The sequence below is a fragment of the Halomicrobium katesii DSM 19301 genome (assembly GCF_000379085.1).
In the GTDB taxonomy this organism is placed as follows: domain Archaea; phylum Halobacteriota; class Halobacteria; order Halobacteriales; family Haloarculaceae; genus Halomicrobium; species Halomicrobium katesii.
Window position 1 is genome coordinate 690,863 of the sequence record NZ_KB905378.1, and the last position, 16,040, is coordinate 706,902.

At 66.4% G+C, this 16,040-nt stretch carries 20 protein-coding genes, 3 tRNA genes and 1 pseudogene; 9 read left to right on the forward strand and 15 right to left on the reverse strand.

All coding sequences use genetic code 11. The annotated features are described in order from the left end of the window. Positions 1-67 precede the first annotated feature (67 nt). Both HALKA_RS0103565 and HALKA_RS0103570 read right to left on the reverse strand, forming a co-directional pair. Positions 68-367 carry a DUF7521 family protein gene (locus tag HALKA_RS0103565; protein ID WP_026190137.1) on the reverse strand — a complete coding sequence of 100 codons (300 nt, stop codon included), beginning with the start codon at positions 365-367 and terminating at the stop codon, positions 68-70. Positions 368-379: 12 nt separating this feature from the next. Continuing rightward, positions 380-730, reverse strand: coding sequence for an ArsR/SmtB family transcription factor (locus tag HALKA_RS0103570; RefSeq protein ID WP_012808086.1), 351 nt, complete (start codon positions 728-730; stop codon positions 380-382). Between the two features lie 132 nt (positions 731-862). On the opposite strand from HALKA_RS0103570, the gene HALKA_RS0103575 reads away from it, so the two are divergent. Further along, a complete protein-coding gene (locus HALKA_RS0103575; RefSeq protein ID WP_018256702.1) occupies positions 863-1,363 on the forward strand; it encodes a PadR family transcriptional regulator in 501 nt (166 codons plus the stop codon). Between the two features lie 244 nt (positions 1,364-1,607). On the opposite strand, the gene HALKA_RS0103580 is transcribed toward HALKA_RS0103575, so the two are convergent. The 3 genes from HALKA_RS0103580 to HALKA_RS0103590 form a co-directional block, all read right to left on the reverse strand. Continuing rightward, on the reverse strand, positions 1,608-1,787 hold the full coding sequence (locus HALKA_RS0103580; RefSeq protein WP_012808088.1) for an HVO_0416 family zinc finger protein: 180 nt from the start codon (positions 1,785-1,787) through the stop codon (positions 1,608-1,610). A gap of 526 nt (positions 1,788-2,313) precedes the next feature. Next, positions 2,314-2,389 (reverse strand) — tRNA-Ile (locus tag HALKA_RS0103585). A gap of 264 nt (positions 2,390-2,653) precedes the next feature. Continuing rightward, positions 2,654-2,726: transfer RNA gene (locus HALKA_RS0103590), tRNA-Asn, on the reverse strand. A gap of 92 nt (positions 2,727-2,818) precedes the next feature. On the opposite strand from HALKA_RS0103590, the gene cca reads away from it, so the two are divergent. Beyond that, the gene (gene cca, locus HALKA_RS0103595) at positions 2,819-4,171 is read left to right on the forward strand and encodes a CCA tRNA nucleotidyltransferase (RefSeq protein ID WP_018256703.1); all 1,353 of its coding nucleotides are present in this window, start codon (positions 2,819-2,821) and stop codon (positions 4,169-4,171) included. On the opposite strand, the gene HALKA_RS0103600 is transcribed toward cca, so the two are convergent. From HALKA_RS0103600 to HALKA_RS0103615, 4 genes are all read right to left on the reverse strand, one after another. Beyond that, positions 4,150-5,157, reverse strand: a complete 1,008-nt coding sequence (locus HALKA_RS0103600) for a histone deacetylase family protein (protein WP_018256704.1) — start codon at positions 5,155-5,157, stop codon at positions 4,150-4,152. The two genes, cca and HALKA_RS0103600, sit on opposite strands and share 22 nt — an antisense overlap. Next, entirely contained in the window at positions 5,158-5,595 is a 438-nt protein-coding gene (locus tag HALKA_RS0103605; protein ID WP_018256705.1) for a histone, read from the reverse strand. A 55-nt stretch (positions 5,596-5,650) separates the two neighbouring features. Beyond that, positions 5,651-7,099: a single-stranded DNA binding protein gene (locus HALKA_RS0103610; RefSeq protein WP_018256706.1), complete on the reverse strand. Its 1,449-nt coding sequence runs from the start codon at positions 7,097-7,099 to the stop codon at positions 5,651-5,653. 147 nt (positions 7,100-7,246) lie between these two features. Next, complete coding sequence (locus tag HALKA_RS0103615; protein ID WP_245545316.1) at positions 7,247-7,717, reverse strand: hypothetical protein; 471 nt, start codon at positions 7,715-7,717, stop codon at positions 7,247-7,249. 189 nt (positions 7,718-7,906) lie between these two features. Between HALKA_RS0103615 and HALKA_RS0103620 the strand changes: the two genes are divergently transcribed. Beyond that, positions 7,907-7,979 (forward strand) — tRNA-Arg (locus tag HALKA_RS0103620). Positions 7,980-8,076: 97 nt separating this feature from the next. On the opposite strand, the gene HALKA_RS0103625 is transcribed toward HALKA_RS0103620, so the two are convergent. Then, positions 8,077-8,862: a phytanoyl-CoA dioxygenase family protein gene (locus HALKA_RS0103625; protein ID WP_018256708.1), complete on the reverse strand. Its 786-nt coding sequence runs from the start codon at positions 8,860-8,862 to the stop codon at positions 8,077-8,079. 110 nt (positions 8,863-8,972) lie between these two features. On the opposite strand from HALKA_RS0103625, the gene HALKA_RS0103630 reads away from it, so the two are divergent. The 3 genes from HALKA_RS0103630 to HALKA_RS0103640 all read left to right on the forward strand — a co-directional run bounded on the left by HALKA_RS0103630 (position 8,973) and on the right by HALKA_RS0103640 (position 11,409). Next, positions 8,973-9,581 (forward strand): DUF309 domain-containing protein, encoded by a 609-nt coding sequence (locus HALKA_RS0103630; RefSeq protein WP_018256709.1) that lies wholly within the window; start codon positions 8,973-8,975, stop codon positions 9,579-9,581. A gap of 172 nt (positions 9,582-9,753) precedes the next feature. Next, complete coding sequence (locus tag HALKA_RS0103635; RefSeq protein WP_018256710.1) at positions 9,754-9,999, forward strand: DUF8593 domain-containing protein; 246 nt, start codon at positions 9,754-9,756, stop codon at positions 9,997-9,999. Between the two features lie 177 nt (positions 10,000-10,176). Next, the gene (locus HALKA_RS0103640; protein ID WP_018256711.1) at positions 10,177-11,409 is read left to right on the forward strand and encodes a glycosyltransferase family 2 protein; all 1,233 of its coding nucleotides are present in this window, start codon (positions 10,177-10,179) and stop codon (positions 11,407-11,409) included. A gap of 66 nt (positions 11,410-11,475) precedes the next feature. On the opposite strand, the pseudogene HALKA_RS21785 reads toward HALKA_RS0103640, so the two are convergent. Next, positions 11,476-11,598: pseudogene (locus HALKA_RS21785) on the reverse strand (NAD(P)-dependent oxidoreductase); the annotation flags it as partial. A 98-nt stretch (positions 11,599-11,696) separates the two neighbouring features. After that, positions 11,697-12,464, reverse strand: a complete 768-nt coding sequence (azf, locus tag HALKA_RS0103645; protein WP_018256712.1) for an NAD-dependent glucose-6-phosphate dehydrogenase Azf — start codon at positions 12,462-12,464, stop codon at positions 11,697-11,699. A gap of 90 nt (positions 12,465-12,554) precedes the next feature. Here azf and HALKA_RS0103650 point away from each other — a divergent pair, with 90 nt between their 5' ends. From HALKA_RS0103650 to HALKA_RS0103660, 3 genes are all read left to right on the forward strand, one after another. Then, complete coding sequence (locus tag HALKA_RS0103650) at positions 12,555-12,908, forward strand: dihydroneopterin aldolase family protein (protein WP_018256713.1); 354 nt, start codon at positions 12,555-12,557, stop codon at positions 12,906-12,908. Between the two features lie 61 nt (positions 12,909-12,969). Further along, positions 12,970-13,980, forward strand: a complete 1,011-nt coding sequence (locus HALKA_RS0103655) for a DUF7544 domain-containing protein (RefSeq protein WP_018256714.1) — start codon at positions 12,970-12,972, stop codon at positions 13,978-13,980. Between the two features lie 98 nt (positions 13,981-14,078). Then, the gene (locus HALKA_RS0103660) at positions 14,079-14,552 is read left to right on the forward strand and encodes a DUF5790 family protein (protein WP_018256715.1); all 474 of its coding nucleotides are present in this window, start codon (positions 14,079-14,081) and stop codon (positions 14,550-14,552) included. On the opposite strand, the gene HALKA_RS0103665 is transcribed toward HALKA_RS0103660, so the two are convergent. From HALKA_RS0103665 to HALKA_RS19025, 3 genes are read right to left on the reverse strand one after another with little or no spacing between them, the layout of a single operon-like run. Then, positions 14,549-15,262, reverse strand: coding sequence for a creatininase family protein (locus HALKA_RS0103665; protein ID WP_018256716.1), 714 nt, complete (start codon positions 15,260-15,262; stop codon positions 14,549-14,551). The genes HALKA_RS0103660 and HALKA_RS0103665 overlap by 4 nt on opposite strands. A gap of 55 nt (positions 15,263-15,317) precedes the next feature. Beyond that, positions 15,318-15,473 (reverse strand): DUF6789 family protein, encoded by a 156-nt coding sequence (locus HALKA_RS22335; RefSeq protein WP_394324986.1) that lies wholly within the window; start codon positions 15,471-15,473, stop codon positions 15,318-15,320. After that, positions 15,401-15,928, reverse strand: a complete 528-nt coding sequence (locus tag HALKA_RS19025; RefSeq protein WP_245545318.1) for a DUF6789 family protein — start codon at positions 15,926-15,928, stop codon at positions 15,401-15,403. The genes HALKA_RS22335 and HALKA_RS19025 overlap by 73 nt, the downstream gene beginning before the upstream one ends. Positions 15,929-16,040: the final 112 nt, after the last annotated feature.

Consider the following 16,040-nt stretch of genomic DNA (forward strand, 5'->3'; position numbering starts at 1 on the left):
TTCCAGTCGTGGCAGCCACACACTGCTCACACGACTGTGCTGGATCGCACACGGATAGTCGGCACCGTCACCGGTACAGAGAGAGATACAGCATGCTGAAGCCGATGATAAAGGGGATCGTCTCCGCGAACTGGAAGAACAGGCGGGTGGCCTCGCCGGTGTCGCCGACACTGAGCTGGGTGATGACACTCGAAACCGCAACCCCCATACTGATGAACGCGAAGCCGACGAAAGCCGCCTGAAGCCGTTCGGAGGGACGCTTTCGGTAGGCCTGGAAGCTGATCAGAGTGATTCCCAGCGTCAGGCCGAACACGACCATCCGTAACAGTGCCAACGCCCCACTCGCGATCACGACTCCATCGACCATCCTACCTACCACCTAGTCGGGATTGAGCTCGTCCCAGAGCTGACTGAAACGGTCTGGGAGGTTCTCTTCGCGGTAGATCCGGACCTTGTACTCGTCGTCTTCTAGCGAGATGACCGTCGACTCGAAGTTCGACTCGTACACCTTGTAGTGGTTCCCGTCGTCGGCGACGAGTGTGCGAGCCGTCACCAGTTCGTACTCGGTGAGCATCTCGATGCGGCGATACACCGTCGGCAGCGACATATCGCACTCCTCGGCGAGTTCCTTCGCCGACTGGGACTCGCGACTGATCGCGGCCAACACCTGCCTTGCGTGCTGGTCGCCGATCGTGTCGAGGATCTCTTCGATGCTCTTCTCGTCGTTCACTACCGGATGCTTCTCCTCTCGTCATATAAGCGTTTTCAGCCGACGGGGTTCTTTCAGATCCAGAAAACACTGGTGGGAACTTATGCACGGACCAGCCGTACGTCAGAGCGCGGATCGACTCCGGGTGACCACATGACCGAAGACGAACTCCGTCACGTTCCGACGGGCGATGCAGGACACGCCAGCGCCGACGAGCGCTTGACCCCCCTCGTCGGCGGGCGCGACACCGAGACGTCGTCCGACCGATCGAGCCCTGACAGCGTGCCAGAGACGCTACTATCTTCGGTCGGCGAGACCCTCGCCGATGGCGACGCCGCGATCGACGAGGGTCTCGTGACCGAGAGCCTGGACGAGATCCTCCTCGCGTTGATCGCGTCTTCGACCGATCAAACGCACGGCACAGAGCTGATGGACGAACTGGAGCGGTGTTTCGACGCCCAGTTGAGCCCAGGAACGGTCTACCCCCGACTCCACGAGCTCGACTCCGAGGGACTCCTCGAGATGCACGAGCTCGTCCAGACCAAGCAGTACTCGATCAGCGACGACCCCGCTGCTCGAGACCGCATCGAACGCGCAGTGTATCAACACCTCGCGATCGGCATGTTCCTGCACGCGTCACTCGACGACGCGTAACTCCGTCAGAACTGACCCCCCAACTCTCTCCCCCCTTTCGACGTTCGAGAGCGACGGTGACGCTTCGAACACCACTGGTCGACGTTGCGTGAGGCTGCCATCGGTCACTACCGCACGACTTTCGTCACGCTGTGACAGCAGGAGCTCTCACGGACCGACAGCCACTGCTACGGAGGACATTGCCACGAGACGCGCCGGCAAACGCCAGTACGACGGACAGTTGGACGTGTGTGCTACTGGGGAGTTAGTTAGCGGGTCCCCAGCCACACACCGAGCACTCTGTGGCCGCCCCGTCGTGAAGACCGCCACAATCCGGACACTGTTTCTTGTTGTAGCTTTCTTCCCAGCCGCTCGTTTCGACGTCGTGACCGCGCTGGGACAGGAACTCGTCGATCATGTCGTCGGTACTCGGTGCGGTCGCCATACATGTTATGGTATACCACACCAGTATATAGCTCTATTGGTATCGACCCATGTTGCCAGGACACATGGTACAGAGAGACGACTGGACACTGTTGGCCTTCACGTCGTCGAGACGCTGGTCACGCCGACGCGGCGACAGTCTGCAGAGGAGGACGGACGACACCGTCGCCGTGTCGCGGTATCACTGCTCGGTGTGGCGACGTTCCGCACCGCCAGTAGCGTGGACGAAGTAGAAAGCATCCGACCGTATTGATGTCACTCGACGGTCGAAAACGGAAAGGAAGGGTGGTGGGGGTGGGTGGTGGGTGCTGGCACCGGGATGGTGCCGTACCTGAAAGGAGGAGGTGATGGATAATAAAAACAGTGGCCAGAGTATCACAGACAATAACTGGAACAGGGCAGAGCACGGCAGCGGCGAGTTGCTGGATGTCCCTTTAGTAGCTGGAATCACGTGAGAAAATTCGACAGTACGTCGACGAGCGTCTCGAAACCGGCGGCGAGACGAGCGGCGTCGGCGAAGAACTCGATGGGCCCTGGCGGATTTGAACCACCGCTCAATCGGTTATGAGCCGATCGCTTTGAACCAGACTAAGCTAAGGGCCCTCGTACGTTCGTATTCCACCGGCCGACAAAATTCTACCGTCTCGTTGCGGCGGCGGCGAGACACTCGTCACGGGCCGCTCGACGGAACTGTGCGGTTGGCTCGGAAGTCGACGACGGGAGAAGCGCCACCGCCAGGGCTCGAACAGGTGCAAGACCGTCCTGCTCACTTCGTTGTGCGGGCTGGGACTCGCGTGCTCGATCCCTGTACGAGGCACGCACTCGGCGCGCTGACGCTTCGCTTACCGTGATACGCGCCGAGAGAAGCGCCACCGCCAGGGCTCGAACCTGGGACAACCACGTTAACAGCGTGGTGCTCTACCAACTGAGCTACGGCGGCTCTGTCCCACCATAGCCCGAGTTGTTAAATAGGACTTTCGCTTTCCGTCGTCCATCGACACGCTTTCACGCACTCCTCGCAAAGCCGGGGGCATGAGCGACGAGGTCGACGCCGTGGTCGAGCGGGTTCGCGAGCGGGTGACTCCCGGCGACAACGAGCGCGCGGAGTTGCAGGCGGTCGCGGACAGACTCACCGAGCGGGCCGAGGACGCGATCGCGTCGTTGCCCGTCGGCGCGCACGTCGTGCGGGTGGGCTCGACGGCGCGCGGGACGTGGACGGCGGGCGATCGAGACCTGGACCTGTTCGTCTGTTTCTCCCCCGAGCTCGACCGCGAGGAGTTAGAGGAGTACGGGCTCTCGGTCGGCCACACCGTGTTGCCGGCGGGCCACGAGGAGTACGCCGAGCACCCTTACGTCAAGGGCACCGTCAACGGGTACGACGTGGATCTGGTCCCGTGTTACGACGTCGACGACGCGGCGGCGATCCAGTCTGCGGTCGACCGGACGCCGTTTCACACGCGCTATCTCACAGAGCGGCTCGACGAGACGCTGGCCGCGGACGTGCGGGTCTGCAAGCAGTTCATGAAGGCGATCGGCGTCTACGGCAGCGACCTCAGGACGGAGGGGTTCTCCGGGTACCTGACGGAGCTGCTCGTGCTCGAACACGACGGGTTCCGGCCGCTCGTCGAGGCCGCGGCGGCGTGGACGCCGCCGGTCGAGTTCGATCCGGCCGACCACGGGCGGGAGAGTTTCGACGATCCGCTCGTCGTGATCGATCCCACGGACCCGGAGCGAAACGTCGCGGCGGTGTTGTCGACAGAGCAACTGGCGACGTTCCAGCACTACGCACGCGAGCTGGCAGCCGAGCCACGAACGGACCTGTTCGAGCCCAGCGAGTCCGAGCCGGTCGACGCCGAGACGGTCCGGGCGTGGTTCGAGCGGCGGGGGACGACGCCGGTCGCGGTGCGGTTCGACGCGCCGGATCTCGTCGACGATCAGCTCTGGCCCCAACTCGAACGGTCGCTGTCGGGAGTGACCGGCGCCTTGAATCGGCGCGGGTTCGACGTGCTCCGCTCGGCGGCGTTCGCAGACGAGACGGCCGTCTTGCTCGCAGAACTGGAAGTGGCCGAGCGGCCCGCGGTCGAGCGCCACGAGGGGCCGCCGGTCCACGTCCGGGACCACGCCGAGGGATTCTACGAGACGTACGCAGACGGTGACGCGACGGGACCGTACGTCGACGGCGATCGGTACGTCGTCGAGCGTGACCGCGAGTTCGCGACGGCGTCGGCGTTCCTGCGAGGCGACGCGCTGTCGAACGTGGCGCTGGGGACGCACGTCGCGTCGGCGCTCGAATCGGAGTACGAGGTGCTGGTCGGCGAGGCGGTCGCGTCCCTGGCAGGCGAGTTCGGCGTCGAACTCGCAGACTACGTCGATCCGAAGCCCTGATCGACCAGAGCGTCGAGCACGTCGCGGGCGTCCTCGCTGACCGATCCGTCGGGCTGTGAGGGCTGGTAGCCGTCGAAGACCTCGTGGACGGTCGTGAGGCTGTCGGTCAGGGTATCGAGGCTGTAGCCGCCTTCGAGAACGAAGCCGAGGCCGGCGTCACAGCGGTCGGCGAGGTCGCGCATCCGCTGGGTGAGGAGTCCGTACCCCTCCGAGGAGACCCGCATCCGGGAGATCGGATCGTGGCGATGGGCGTCGAAGCCGGCGCTGACCAGCAGGAGGTCGGGATCGAACGACTCGATCTCCGGGGCGATCAGCTCGTCGACGGCAGCCAGGTAGTCGACGGTGTCGGCACCGGGATCGTAGGGGACGTTGAGAGTCGTCATCGCGCCGTCACCGGTCCCCGTCTCGTCGACCTCGCCGGTGCCGGGGTACAGGCCGTCTTCGTGGATCGACGCGTAGAAGATGTCGTCGCGGTCGTAGCAGATGTCCTGGGTCCCGTTGCCGTGGTGAACGTCCCAGTCGAAGATCGCGACTCCGTCGGCACCGTCGTCGAGCGCCGACTGGGCGGCGACGACGGCGTTGTCGACGAAGCAAAATCCCATCGCGTCGTCCGCGACCGCGTGGTGGCCGGGCGGACGGCCGAGCGCGAACGGCGTCTCGCGGCCGTCGTCGCCGTCCAGCGCCGAGAGCGCGGCCCACTCGGCGAGGCCGGCGCTGGCGAGTGCGGCCTTCCAGGTGTCCTCGACGGCGACGGTGTCTGCGTCCCAGTTGCCCCCACCCTCCTGGCAGAACGTCTTGATCTCCTCGACGTAGTCGGGATCGTGGACCTTGCAGATCAGTTCCTCGTCGGCGTCGCCCGCGGCGACGTACTCGACGCCGTGGTATTCCGCGAGGCCCCGCCTGATCGCCCGGAGTCGATCGGCACTCTCGGGGTGGCGCGGACCCGTGTCGTGGTCGAGGCAGACCTCGCGGTAGCCGAAGTTCATTCAGTAGTACTGCCGCAGTTCGAAGTACGTCTCGACGTCCCCTGCCTTGATCGTCCGCCGGTCGGCGTGGCGGGCGAGCGTCGCGGCGGCCGCCGCCACGTCGTCGGCGTACGCTTCGAGGATGTCGGCGAGCGCGACCCGGGCGTCCATCGCGACCCGGTAGCTGTCGTCGATGTCGAGCCGTGCGATCCGGTCGACCGGCGCGACCGGCAGCTCCAGTTCGTCCTTGTCTCGGACGCCCTCGGTGTCGAAGTCCTCGGGCATCAAGGTCTTTCGTCCGTCCGCCGTCGCCGTCTCGGCGGCGTCGGCGGCCAGTCGCGCCCCGTACTCCTGGATCCGGCGAGCCAGTTCCTCGGCGGCTTCGGCACTGACACGCAACCCACCCGCGTTCCGCCGGATCACGGAATCGACCGGCGCGAACGGTAGCTCGACGCTCATACACAAAGGCGGGACTGTCGCAGCCTTAAGAGTTTCCGTAACTGCGCTCGGCGCGTCAGAACACGTCGTCGGCGTCGAGTCGGTCGTCTCGGAGGGTCCCGCGGGCCGTGACCTCCTGACCGAGCTGGACGCGTTCGTCCGTCTCGACGCTCATCGTCTCTTCGCCGTCGTCGAGTACGACCGGGTCGCCGGTCTGGACGACCGTCCCGGTGAACTCGATCGTCTCGCCGGTGGTCGCGTCTGCGTCGCCGGCAGTCTCGCTCGCGTCGTCGGTGTGCTCGTCGGCCCCGTCGTCGGCGAAGGCGTCCAGCCCGGCGGACTCGTTCCCGCCGTCGGCGCTTGCGGTCTGCTGGTCACCACCGCCACTCTCCGGAGCACTGGCGGCACCGTCGAGGACGACCACTGTCGACTGCCAGCCCGCAGAGGCTTCCTTGTCGTCTTGCCACCCGTCGTCGATCTCCACGTCGGCGGCGAGGATCTCGTCGCCGGGTGCGATCTCCTTGTCCGCCTTGTCGCCCCAGAGCGCGACGCGGATGTCACCGGTCGCGTCCTGAATCCGGACGTTGCGAACCTGGCCCTCGCTGCCGTCGTCGCGATCGAAGGTTCGCTTCGGATCGGCCGAGCGAACGACGCCGGCAATGTCGACAGTCTCGCCGATCTCGACGCGTTCGATCGCGGCGGCGTCGGGCTCGAAGGCGACCTCCTCGTCGATCTCGTCGACGGCACCGTGGTCGCCGACGTGGAGTTCGAGACTCCCTTCGCGCTCGCGGACGTAGCCGTCGACGATCTCGACGGCCGTCCCCGGGTCGATCTCCTCGGCGCGGTCGGCCCGGTCGTCCCACAGGGTCACCCGGACCCGCCCGGTCTCGTCGCCGATCGTCAGGTTCGCGACCCGCCCTTCGCTGCCGTCGTCGCGGTCGAAGGTTCGAATCGAGTCGGTGTCGAGAACCACGCCGCACACGTCGACGTCGGACTGGCCCATGCTCAGGGCGTCGATGGTCGACCCCCCGCCCGGCTCGACGTCGACAGTCGCGTCCGCGTCGGGTTCGGCCTTGTCGACCGATACTTCGAGCCCGTTGTACCCCTCCTGTGGCCGGCCGGCGACGCGTAACACGTCGCCAACGTCGAGTTGTCCCTCTGCGATGGACTCGGCTTCCTGGTCCCAGAACGCCAGTCGAACCGATCCCGTCTCGTCGGCCGCCTCGACGTTGATCACGCGGCCCTCGTCGGGTTCGTCCTCACCGTCGCCGTCTCGCTCGAAGGTGCGCAGATCGCCGACCGACATCACCTTCGCGATGAACTTCACCTCGTTCATCCCCGGCTCGATGTCGGCGACCGCGTTGACCTCGTTCTCGTTGAGTTCGTGTGCGAGCAACATCGCGGCGGTCTCCTCGTCTGCGAGCCCGCCCATCTGCTCGACCTTCTCCTCGACGGCCTCGCGGAACTCCTCTTCGGAGACCTCGTCCGTCTCGAGGTCCGCGTAGATGTCTCCTATCGCACCCATTGATCTATACGAGGCAAGGTTGGCCGCCGCTTAAGCGTTGTCGTTACGAGAACGCACCGCTCACGTCCGGTGGTTTCCGCCCCTCGGCTCGGTGGCATAGGGGCGATGGGTCGCGTTCACGAATAAACGCACGGACCGCCGGCGGGGTCACGCCGTCGCCGTCGCAACCGTCTCCACACCCTCGTCGGTCTCGTGTGTGACCGTCACGCTCCCGGGCAGGCCATCCGAGAACGTCGCCGTGACCCGGTACTCAATCTCGGCGATACACTGGACGACCGGGCCGCTGTCGTCCCGCGGTTCGACACCGACGGCGACGGTCAGTTCGTCGGCGTCGGCGTCGTAGCTCGCAGCCGACAGGACCGCCGTCCAGCCGGGGTCCGGAGCCCAGATCGTCCCCGAAACGGCCACGTGCTCCGCGAACGACACCGTCGCGTCGCTGGTCGTCTGTCCACAGTCGTTGCGCTGTACCGCGATCGTCGCGTCGTCGAGTGTCGGAGTCATGGCTGTCTGAGTCGTCGTCCGCTGGGGAGGGCCGCCGCCGTCGCTGCCGGACACACAGCCCGCCAGTCCCGCCGTCACGAGCCCGCCGAGCCGGGCCAATATCGTTCTACGCTCCACGTTCCCCGCCAGAAGCGCTGAAAGTAATTAGCTTGTGGTCGTCAACTCGACGGGAACGGCCCCGCCGCGCGACAGTGGAGCGCTCCGAGTAGCGTCGGCGACGCCACGGCGGCGACACTCGTGGTATCGTCTCGCAGTGCCCGCTCGAACCGTAACCCCTTTACAACGCTCCCCCGTTCGTCGATATGAGTCCGGGTAGGGTAGTGGACTATCCTCTTGGCTTGCGGAGCCAGGGACCAGCGTTCAAATCGCTGTCCGGACGTTTTTCTTTCACCACACTTCGAGTGACGACTGTCCGTCCGACGACGAGAGGCGACGGTCGATATCGCGTCGGGACGACGTGTGGGGCCGGCGACGGTCTACACACAGCCGGGGAACTCTTCGCCCCGGATGTGGACGGAGTCGACCCACGGCGGACGCTCCGCGGCCGATTTCGTGAACCGCGAACGGGCGTCCATGTACGACATGATGAGCGCGCGCCGCCACTGGTCGGTCGTGTTGGGCGCGGTGAAGTGAGGGACCAGACAGTGAGCGAACAGCGCGTCGCCCGGTTCCATCGGGACGGGGACGGCGTCGGCCCGGTCCACGTCGCCCTCGGCGATGACGATGTCGGTGTCGTAGTCGGCGGCCTCGTGGCCAAGCAGCCCGTCCGTGTGTGCGCCCGGAACGACGTTCATACAGCCGTTCTCGGTCGTCGCCTCGTCAAGCGCGATCCAGACGGTGACGTGGTCCATCGGCTGGATCGGGTAGTACGCGGCGTCCTGGTGGAACCCCTTCTCGCTCCCGACCGCGGGGGGTTTGAACATCGCGGCGCTGCGCAGGAGCTTCAGGTTCGGCCCGAGCAGTTCGGCGGCCGTGTCGACGATCGTGTCGTCGTCGGCGACCGATCGGAACACGTCGTCGGTCTCGACCATCCCCAGTCCCTCGAACTTCCGCACCGCGTCGCCCGATTCCTCGACATCGACCTCGCCGCGTTCGACGGCCGGCTCGATCTGTGACTTGAACCCCTCGACTGTGCGGTCGCCGTGAGTGTACGCTCGCAGGCGTCGCTTCACGCGGTCGACCATCTCGGCGTCGAGGGCGTCCTCGACGACGACGTAGCCGTCTCGCTGGTACTGTTCGAACTGCGTGTCGGTGAGTGTCACGACCGCAACTGAGTGGTACCAGTGCCTAATTCTTGTGATCCGGCGACCGGCGGAATGTTGATCGAGGAGGAGTCCCCAGGCGTTTTGCCCGCCGGGACCGAAGCCCGTGCATGCGCGATCACCTCCGGGCGGGCGTCGCGATCTACAACGAGGGCCGGTACCACGCGGCCCACGACGCCTGGGAAGACCGCTGGCTCGACCTGTCTCAGGGGACCGACGACGAGCGGCTGCTCCACGGGCTGATCCAGTTCACCGCGGTCGTCCACCACCTCGACGACGGGAACCACTCCGGGGCCACGGGGCTGGCCGAAAGCGCGGCGGCGTATCTCGCCGACCTGCCGGCGGCGTACCGCGGCGTCGAGCTGGACGCCGTCCGGTCGTTCCTCGGTCGCGTCGCGACGGCCTCGCGGAAACTGACGCCGGACGACGCGCCGCCGCTGGTCTACGAGGGCCGGCGGTTGACCTACGACGATCTCGGCTTCGAGGCGACGGCCGTCGCCGCGAGAGTGCTGGCCGAGGGCGACGACGAGCACGCCGTCGACGCCGGCATCGAGTATGCCCGCGAGGAGGTCTCCGCCGACGAGAGCGGCACCTACACCGGACTGGTCTTCGCGTTCGTGCGCGAGCGCGACCGCCGGCCGATCGTCGCGACCAGACTCGGCGAGCACGTCCAACGGCGCGAACACCGGGAATCGGACGTGAACGGACTGTTCGAGTGAGACCGCCGACTGGAAGTCCGTGCGGAACTTCGCGGCCCCGTAGTCGCGAATGTCTCGAAACAGTGACAGCCGGCAGTATGAGACGGGGCACTGTCGCCGCGCTCCCGGTCGACCGCACACGCTCGTCTCCTTCGGGAAGATTCTTGTAGACCACCGGTGTAATCGAGACGCTATGTCAGTGCTATCGACAGCAGACGAGGGGAAGTTCCTGATGGACAACGAAGCCGAGCAGATCGGCGTCGTCACCGAAGTCGACCCCGACGAGCAGGTGGCCTACGTCGAACCGGAGCCCGGCATCGCCGAGAGCGTGATCCAGGGCTTTGGCTTCGGCGACGCCGACGAAGACGACATCGAGGTACCCGCCGACTCCGTCGAGACGGTCACCGACACGGAGCTCCGGGTCGCGACCGATCTGTGAAGCGGCCCCGCTGGGCGGGCGTTCGCCGCGAGCGCGTCGGTGGCGATAGCCACCGGCTTCGTCTCGGTCGTTCGCTGCACAGAGAGCGGTCGGCAGCGGTGCCACCGAGTGGCTACGCGGCACGCAGCTGGCCGAGAAACCGTCAGACATAGATGACAAGACGAGTATGAGTTGGCTATGATCGGGCCAGTTTCGGGCCAGCTCGTTCTCGCGACCTTGCTGTGGGCCGCCCTTGGCGTGTACGGCTTCTCATCGCTGTGGTGGCTCGTCGAGACGGGCGTGCTGTCCCGGGGGTGGGCGTCGGCCGACGAGACCGCGTGGGGACTGGACGACGTGCAGGTCCGGGTGCTCACGATCGACGCCGCTCCGGTCGTCCAGCAGACGGTGGCCGCGATACCGGACGCGGTCGCGGACGTGCGCGTCATCGCCGAGGGCGACATCGAGATCGACGGCGCGACGGTCCACGTCGTCCCGGACGAATTCACCTGCACGGCGACGAACAAGGGCCGCGCCGTCGAGTGGGCGCGGCGCAACGTCGAGTGCGACGCGGAGTACGTCCTCTACCTCGACGAAGACACGATCGTGACGGAGCTGGCCGGGCTCCCGGACGCCGATTTCGTGCAGTTCACCGAGAAACCGATCTACACCGGCTCGCGGCTGACGTATCTGTGTGAGGTCTTCCGAACGGGCTATCAGTTCGAACAGTTCGGCTTTCACCGGCTGACCTACCCGCTGTACGCCTGGGGCGGCGGCTTCGCACTCCGCCACGAGATCGAACAGGAACTCGGCTGGGACGTGGCCACGATCACCGAAGACACGAACCTGATCTGGCGCGCTGCCGACCGGTACGACCTCGAGTATCGACTCGTCGACGCGCGCTTTCGAAACCAGGCCCCGCCCTCAGTCACGTCGATGCTCAAGCAGCGTCGGCGCTGGATGTCCGGCACAGTCGGCGACGACCACCTCTTGCCGGCGTCGTACCGGCCGCTGTATCTGACGCGCGTCGTCGCGTGGGCCTTCTCGCCGTTCGTGCCGCTGTTGGTGGTCGCCTCCTACCTCTTGCCGGGCAGCGCGCCCGGCATCGAACTGTACGGTCTCCTCTCGACGGCGCTGCTGGGTATCCTGTTCGTGTACATGCTGCTCGGCGTCGTCGCCTATCGGAAACATCCCGTGCTCTGGCCCGTCTTCCTGGTCCTGACACCGCTGGCCGTCGTGCTTCACGCGGCCGGCGCGATGTGGGGAGTGGTCCGCCCGGTCGAGGAGTTCGAGGTGACCGAGAAGGTGCCCCCCCAGACTATCGAAGAAGTGAACCAGACGCTGGACGCAGGGGATCTGCAGCGCCACGACGGGACCGACCGCTTGCTCCGAGAGTCCAGTAGCGAGTTCGAGACGAACGTGTTCGACGATTGAGAACGCAGTGTCGTCGACCCGCCGGCCCCACCGTGTCACCGTCGACCCGAACCGCGTCGCCGGCCGTCAGCCGTCAGTTTCGACGCGCTCCTCGCCGTCGAAGTGCGCCGAGTTGTCCTGGGGTTCGTAGCCGAGCACCTCTGTGGCCCGCTCCAGCGAGTAGTACTTGCGATCGTTGTCGGAGACACCGACAGGCTCGCTACGCTCGCCTGTCGAGCCCTCGCTCGCTTCGCTCGCGAGGATGCCGTAGACGATCTCGAAGTCCGTTCCCGGAGAATATGGCGGAATTACTCCGTCTCGACGACCCGCTCCTCGCCGTCGAAGTGCGCCGAGTTGTCCTGGGGTTCGTAGCCGAGCACCTCTGTGGCCCGCTCCAGGGAGTAGTACTTGCGATCGTTGTCGGAGATGCCGTAGACGATTTCGAAGTCGTAGTCGGCGAGGAGGGCTCGCTCGTGGATGTGAGCGCAGTCGCGGTAGGAGAGCCACATCGCCTGGCCGCGCTCGTAGTCGATCGGCGGATGGCCCTTCGTGAGGTTGCCGATGCGGACGTTGCACACGTCGATCCCGTACTCGTCGTGGTAGTACCGGCCGATGATCTCCCCGGTGGCCTTCGAGACGCCGTAGAGGTTCCCCGGGCGGGGGAACTCGGAGCCGTCGAGTCGGAAGTCGTCGTGGGTGCGGTACAGGTCGGGAGCGCGCTCGTCCTCGTAGGCACCGACGGCGTGGTTCGAGGAGGCGTAGACGAACCGCTCGACCCCCTCGTCGACGGCCGCCTCGTACATCTTCTGGGTGCCGTCGATGTTGTTCGCCAGGACGGAGTTCCACGGCGCGTCGGGTCGCGGGTCCCCCGCCAGGTGGATGATCGCGCCGACGCCCTCGACGGCGGCCCGAACGTCCTCGTCGTCGGACACGTCGCCGACGACGTAGTCGTGGTCGGGCTCCTCGACCGGCGGACTGTGGAACATGAGCTTCCACTCGTAGTCGTCTTCGAGCCCACCGAGGATGGCCTCCCCAACCGCACCGCCAGCGCCCGTGAGCAGAACAGGCTCGTTCATTCAAGTAGATGCTACGGCGGGGGCGATACGTACCTTGCGGTTTCGGTGCCCTCTCGACAGTCTTTCGTCAGGTCGCCCCCACCGACGGGTATGGACCCGACAGATCCACAGGTCGCGTGCTTCGAGGCGGGCGTGAAGTTCGGCTCGCTGTACCACCAGTTCGCGGGGACGCCGATCAGTCCCGACAGCGCCGACTCGCTGGCGGCGGCGATGACCGAAGCCATCGAGAACCAGCCCCACTGCGAGGACGTGACCGTCGAGATCCGCGAGGACGCGCTGCGCGCCGAAATCGAGGACCAGTCCGCCGACTACACCGAGTTCACCGGTCGCTTCGCCGAGGTCGAGATGACGGTCGACTACGAGGGCGTCGCCGTCGAGACGAGCATGCGGATGGACGGCGACTATCCGCTGATGGCGGTCGACGACGTGGACGCCCCCGAGTAGCGTCCGCGAGGTGTGTTCGGAAAGCGATAATTTTAGTGCCGTCGTCGCTGTAGCGCCGTACATGGGATACGCTGCCCTGGATGCTATCGACGACGCAATCGACGCCACGAAGGGATTCCTCCTCCCCTTCGACCGCGGAACGTGGCTTCGTCTCGCAGTGATCATGTTCTTCGTCACCGGCGGCGGTGGCGTCCTGAACAACGCTGGCAACGCAGGACAGTTCGCTGGCAACGGTGACCCCGGTACCGCGCCGGGTGCCGGAGCCGGGACCGTGATGCCCGACATCGCGTTCGGTGCAGTCGCGATCGCCGTCGTCGGGTTTGCCGTCCTGTTTGCCCTCCTGCTGCTGTTTGCCTCGCCGATCATGGAGTTCGTCTTCGTCGAGTCGCTGTTCGAGCGCGAGGTCCACGTCCGACGGTACTTCTCGCGCAACGTCGGCAACGGCCTCAGACTGCTGGGCTTTCAGATCGCGGTCGTCCTCGCCGCGGGGGTGTTCGTGGTCGGACTGTTCCTGGTGGGACTGCTGGTCGCCGGCGGCCTCGACAACATCGCGGCGTCGCTGGGCCTGCTCGTGCTGGCGTTCCCGTTGACCGTGCTCCTGGTGATCGCCATCGGGATCGTCAACGGGTTCACGACCGTGTTCGTCGTCCCGATCATGCTGGCAGAGGACCGCGGCCTGCTCTCTGCGTGGCGTCGGCTGTGGTCGTCGATCACCAGTCACCTCGCGGAGTACCTCGTTTACCTCGTCGTCAGCGTGTTGCTGGGGATCGGCGTCGGGATCGTCGGCAGCATCGTCATGCTGTTCGCGCTCGCGCTCGCGGCGATTCCGTTCGGGCTCGTCGCCTTCGGCGTCTACACGTTCGCCGCGTTCAGTACGGCCGCGATCGCGGTCTACGCCGTGCTGGGACTGGGCTTCCTCGTGGTGGCCCTGCTCGTTGGCGGACTCGTACAGGCCCCCCTCCAGTCGTTCCTGCGCTACTACGCGATGCTGGTGCTTGGCGGGATCGACGCCGACCTCGACCCGATCCCGGAGATTCGCGAGGGGCTGCGAGCCGACGACGCGATGCAATAGCGCCTTTCGGTTTCGCCGCTCACGGTCGGCCGCGCGCTTGCGGTTACACTTTCACTTTCAGGCGGGCTTTTAATTCCCCGCCGTGTGAACGTGTGGCTATGAGCCAATCGACGCTCGACGACGACGAACTGTTCGGCGAGGCCGCCTCCGAGATGCGCGAGGACGTCGAGGCCTCGCTCGACGAAGCGCGCGCGGTCCTCCCGGTGGCCGACGACATCTGGAACGTCGAGGCCGACAACACGCTGGGCGTGCTCAACGCGCTGAAGGGCGCGCTCGACGTGGACGACGCCGAGGAACACCTCCGGGACGCCAAGAAGTGGTACACGATGGGCGAGCGCGCCGACGCCTTCGAGGACGCCGATGACCTCGAAGCGGACATCGCCGCGCTCGAAACGCTGCTCGAAGACGTGGAGACGGCCCGCGAGCAGGTGGGCGAGCTGACTAGTACCGTCCCACAGCTCCGGGGCACCCTCGAAGAGTTCGCCGCCGAAGACGCAGACGAGGAGACCGACGACGACGCGGACGCCGACGCGGACGCCGACGACGACCCGGAGGCCGAAGCGGAGGCCTAGCGGTCCCGCTCTCGTACGCTCGCCAGCACGTCCGCCAGCGCGTCGCTCGCCGCGTCGAGCAGTGCGTCGCCCCGTTCTCGGTTCGCGTCTCTCGGATCGCCGACCGTTCCGTTCTCGCTGAACGCCTCGGTGTCGTAGGCCAGATTCACCCCGTGTTCGAACGCGCCCCACGAGTCGGCCCCATTCGCGGCGCTCGCTTCGAGCCGATCGGTGCGCACGAGCTCCGGAGCCGTCGACAGGAGGAGGCTCGTCTCGACCGGACCGCCGTGGCCCATGTCGGGGGCGTCGACGGCGTCGAACCAGGTCAGCGGGACCGCGTAGGCCGTCCCGTCGCGGGTAACGCGACCGCAGACTTCTCGGAGCGCGTCGACGTTGCCGCCGTGGCCGTTGACGACGACGACCCGATCCCAGCCGTGGCTGGCGAGGCTCGCGACGGTCTCGCGAACGTAGTCCCGGAAAGTGTCCTCGCCGACCCACAGCGTCCCCGCGAAGTGACGGTGCTCCTCGGCGACGCCGACCGGAATCGCGGGCGCGACGACGACCTCGCCGTCGTAGGCCTCGGCCCCGGCTTCGGCGACGGCCTCGGCCGTGAGAACGTCGGTTCCGAGCGGGCCGTGGGGGCCGTGCTGTTCGGTGCTGCCGACCGGCAGGATTGCCAGGTCCGTGTCGAGATCCGCGGCGTCGGTCCAGGTGGCCTCGGAGAGGTGCATACGCGTCCCGTGGCCGGCGAGGGAGACAAGCGTACCGCTCTCGGCCGTCGGGAGGTCAGACGATCGAGCCGGGCCGGGTCCGGAAGTACTCGAAGACGAGTCCGAGGCCGACGCCGTAGACGACGTGTGCCAGCAGCGTCAGGACGGCGTAGCCGACGAGCGCGAGGCCGGACTGGCCGGTGTAAAAGCCCAGCGCGAAGCCGGTCCAGATCGCGAACCCGAAGAACGCGCCGCTGATACGGAAAGTTGTAGGTCTTTACCAGATCGACCGCACGCCGTCGTGCGGTCGACTGGGTTAACGCCTACAACCGTCCGTATGACGGGGTCCCGGCGGCCGGGCAGGTACTCCTTGAGCGAGACGTACAGCAGCGGCCAGGGAACCATCCCACCGGCGAGGAAGATGAGATAGCCCGCGAGGATCGAGGGGACCAGTTCCTCGATGCCGACGAGTTCGGTCAGCAGCGCGAACGCCGACCGTTCGAAGACGCCGAGACTCTCCGCGATGAGGAGGACGACCGTCGACAGCGCCGTCCCGACGAGCCCCCCCGCCGCGCCGACGACGCCGTCGCCGACGATGCCGATCAGGCTGTCGAACTCCTCGGTTTCGCTCAGTTCGTCGACCGGATCGTCGACCGGATCGTCGACGCCGTGCGGTGCGTCAGCCATGTCCCGTTATAGCATACCAGGAGTCAAAAATCTCCCGAAGGTGTTCGGCAAGCAACTGGTTCGAATGCTGGGACCGGCCGTGCGGGCGGCGAGGCGGTCGTTGGGGCGCGCT

Bases quoted from the DNA above. Each gene is read 5' to 3' on its own strand.
- HALKA_RS0103565 (WP_026190137.1), bottom strand. From the start codon at position 367: ATGGTCGATGGAGTCGTGATCGCGAGTGGGGCGTTGGCACTGTTACGG.
- HALKA_RS0103575 (WP_018256702.1), top strand. From the start codon at position 863: ATGACCGAAGACGAACTCCGTCACGTTCCGACGGGCGATGCAGGACAC.
- HALKA_RS0103580 (WP_012808088.1), bottom strand. From the start codon at position 1,787: ATGGCGACCGCACCGAGTACCGACGACATGATCGACGAGTTCCTGTCC.
- cca (WP_018256703.1), top strand. From the start codon at position 2,819: ATGAGCGACGAGGTCGACGCCGTGGTCGAGCGGGTTCGCGAGCGGGTG.
- HALKA_RS0103600 (WP_018256704.1), bottom strand. From the start codon at position 5,157: ATGAACTTCGGCTACCGCGAGGTCTGCCTCGACCACGACACGGGTCCG.
- HALKA_RS0103605 (WP_018256705.1), bottom strand. From the start codon at position 5,595: ATGAGCGTCGAGCTACCGTTCGCGCCGGTCGATTCCGTGATCCGGCGG.
- HALKA_RS0103610 (WP_018256706.1), bottom strand. From the start codon at position 7,099: ATGGGTGCGATAGGAGACATCTACGCGGACCTCGAGACGGACGAGGTC.
- HALKA_RS0103630 (WP_018256709.1), top strand. From the start codon at position 8,973: ATGCGCGATCACCTCCGGGCGGGCGTCGCGATCTACAACGAGGGCCGG.
- HALKA_RS0103635 (WP_018256710.1), top strand. From the start codon at position 9,754: ATGTCAGTGCTATCGACAGCAGACGAGGGGAAGTTCCTGATGGACAAC.
- HALKA_RS0103640 (WP_018256711.1), top strand. From the start codon at position 10,177: ATGATCGGGCCAGTTTCGGGCCAGCTCGTTCTCGCGACCTTGCTGTGG.
- azf (WP_018256712.1), bottom strand. From the start codon at position 12,464: ATGAACGAGCCTGTTCTGCTCACGGGCGCTGGCGGTGCGGTTGGGGAG.
- HALKA_RS0103650 (WP_018256713.1), top strand. From the start codon at position 12,555: ATGGACCCGACAGATCCACAGGTCGCGTGCTTCGAGGCGGGCGTGAAG.
- HALKA_RS0103655 (WP_018256714.1), top strand. From the start codon at position 12,970: ATGGGATACGCTGCCCTGGATGCTATCGACGACGCAATCGACGCCACG.
- HALKA_RS0103660 (WP_018256715.1), top strand. From the start codon at position 14,079: ATGAGCCAATCGACGCTCGACGACGACGAACTGTTCGGCGAGGCCGCC.
- HALKA_RS0103665 (WP_018256716.1), bottom strand. From the start codon at position 15,262: ATGCACCTCTCCGAGGCCACCTGGACCGACGCCGCGGATCTCGACACG.
- HALKA_RS19025 (WP_245545318.1), bottom strand. From the start codon at position 15,928: ATGGCTGACGCACCGCACGGCGTCGACGATCCGGTCGACGATCCGGTC.